Source organism: Candidatus Cloacimonadota bacterium, from assembly GCA_012522635.1.
Taxonomy (GTDB): Bacteria; Cloacimonadota; Cloacimonadia; order Cloacimonadales; family Cloacimonadaceae; genus Syntrophosphaera.
In genome coordinates, this window is sequence record JAAYKA010000075.1 from 1 (window position 1) to 2534 (window position 2534).

The following is a 2534-nucleotide window of genomic DNA, read 5'->3' on the forward strand; positions in this document are numbered from 1 at the left end:
AAGAGGTAGAAAAGCAGGTCTTTGCCTTTGAATTCCAGCCGCGCGAAGGCGTAAGCCGCCAAAACGGAGCTGATTAAAACCCCGATGAGCGTGAAGAAGGAGACGTAGAGCGTGTTTGCGAAATAGGTGGCGAAGGGGACTTTCTTGAATGCATTGATAAAGTTTTCAAAATGGAAACTGGGCTTTTTGCGCACCATTTCCACTTGATTATCGGGAACTTCCAGATATTCTTCAAAATCTTTGGAGATTTGACCCTCGCTGTCCAAAACGTGAATTACGGCCTTGCCATCCTTGCTCTGTACAAGGATTACGCGGCGTTCCACATTTCCGTCTTTCCAAACGTGGTATTCTTCCTTGGGAATGAAGATGGAATCGTTTTTGTTGAATTCACCCTGGGTCATCAGCGAGGTGGAAAGCATCCAAATGAAGGGAACCACCATCACGGCGCCAAAGATGATCAGGAAAATGTAGGTGAGTGTGGAGGCAATTGGGTTTTTCATCTTCAGCTCCCTTAATAATTAACCGTTTTTTCCAAACGACGTTGGAGCATGGTGAGGCCCAGAATCACGATGAAGAGGATGATGGCCGCGGCGCTGGCATAGCCCATATCCATCTTGTCGAAGCCTTTTTCATAGATGTAATAAACAATCAGCTTCGTGGTGCCAAGCGGGCCACCTTTGTCGGTCATCATATAGATCTGCGCGAAGGTTTGAAAACTGACAATGGTGGTCATCAGCAACACGTAAAATGTGGTGGGGGAGATTAGCGGCACGGTTATCTTGAAAAATTGGCGCAGCTTTCCCGCTCCATCAATGTCGGCGGCTTCATAATAGACCTTGGAAATGTTCTGCAAACCCGCCAGATAGATAATGGTGTTGTAGCCCAAGCCTTTCCAAACGGTCATGATGATGATGGAAAAAAGTGCCAGAGAAGGTCCACCCAGCCATCCATCCATCCATTGCGGGGCTGTGATGCCGATGTTTTCCAAAAACAGGGGCAGGATGCCTTGGGGCTCTGCCAACCAAAGCTGTGGCTTCATTCCCAGCCATCCCAAAAAGGTGTTTGCCAGTCCGGCTTGTTCTGAAAATATGATTTTCCAAACTATGGACACAGCCACCAGTGAGGTTACGTATGGCATGAAATAGATGGTGCGGAAAAAGCCTTTGAGGCGCTCCACCTGGTTCAAAAGCTGGGCAAAGATGAGAGGCAAGATGATGCTGGCGGGAACGGCAATCAGCACCAACCAGAGTGTGTTTCCCATGGATTGCCAGAATTCTTTGTCCGCAAAAAGCCTGCTGTAATGTCCGAAACCGATGAATTTTCCGATATTGGTGATGCCAAAATCGAAAAAACTGATGGCAAAAGACATCAGGATGGGTATAAAACGAAAAAGCAACAGCAACACCAGCGCTGGAAGCAGATAGAGATAGGGCTCGATCTTACGCTTGGTTTTCATTTGGCCGCCTTGGTTTTTTGGGGGTTAAAGGTTTTTGTATGCCTCAAAGCCGCGGGCAAAAACATGCATGGCACGGGCAAGTTCGTCTTCGTTGAGAACGTAAGCCAGGCGCATTTCATTTTTTCCCAATCCGGGTGTGGCATAAAAGCCTTCGCCGGGTGCGCCCATAACGGTTTCACCATCGATATTGAAATCATTCAGCATCCAGATGATGAATTTCTCACAATCGTCCACGGGTAGTTTCACCAAAATGTAGAAAGCACCTTGGGGTTTCACACAAACAACGCCAGGAATTTTCATTAGGGCGTCATAGGCAAGGTCGCGTCGGGCTTGATATTCGGCGATGAGCGGCTTAAAAAAGTCGTCCGCGAGGGGAACGCATGCCAGGGCTGCAAGCTGATCCACGGTTGGAGGGCAAAGCCTGGCTTGGGCAAATTTGAGCGTGGCATTCATTAAATCTTTATTGCGGGAAACGATGCAGCCGATGCGGGCGCCGCAGGCGCTGTAGCGCTTGGAAACGCTGTCCACCACGATGGCGTTTTCCTCCAAACCCGGAACGTGCATGATGCTGGTGTGGGAAAGCCCTTCATAAATGAATTCACGGTAAACTTCGTCGGAGATGACAAAGAGATTGTGACGTTTGGCAAGTTCGCCCAAGCGGAAGATATCTTCCTTGGAATAGACCGTGCCGGTGGGGTTGCCGGGGTTGCAAATCATGATGGCTTTGGTTTTGGGGCCGATGAGCGCCTCGATTGCCTCATTAGGTGGAAGCTGAAATCCATCTTCGGCAACGGTGAGCAGGGGTCGGATATTGATTCCAGCCATGGTGGCAAAACCGTTGTAATTTGTATAAAAAGGCTCAGGAACGATTATTTCGTCACCCGCTTCCGCCACCACCATCATGGCGAAGGTAACAGCTTCGGAGCCTGCCTGGGTCACGATTATTTGGTTTTCCTGCAGGGGGATATCGTGGCTGGCATAATATTGCACCAAGCCGTCTCTATATACATCCAAGCCTTGGGAAGGGCCGTAGGCTAATACTTTTTCAGAAAAAGAGTGGTAGGCTTCAATCATTTGC

At 49.0% G+C, this 2534-nt stretch carries 3 protein-coding genes; all 3 read right to left on the reverse strand.

What is annotated here, in order from left to right; translation table 11 throughout:
• Positions 1–500, reverse strand: a 500-nt coding sequence (locus GX135_04230) for a carbohydrate ABC transporter permease (GenBank protein NLN85295.1), incomplete at its 3' end; no start/stop codon positions are given.
• An 11-nt stretch (positions 501–511) separates the two neighbouring features.
• Positions 512–1456: a sugar ABC transporter permease gene (locus GX135_04235; GenBank protein NLN85296.1), complete on the reverse strand. Its 945-nt coding sequence runs from the start codon at positions 1454–1456 to the stop codon at positions 512–514.
• A 24-nt stretch (positions 1457–1480) separates the two neighbouring features.
• A partial coding sequence (locus GX135_04240; protein NLN85297.1) for a pyridoxal phosphate-dependent aminotransferase occupies positions 1481–2534 on the reverse strand: 1054 nt, incomplete at its 5' end.

What these genes read in the sequence shown, in the direction of transcription:
- GX135_04235 (NLN85296.1), bottom strand. Translation starts at nt 1,456, where the DNA reads ATGAAAACCAAGCGTAAGATCGAGCCCTATCTCTATCTGCTTCCAGCG.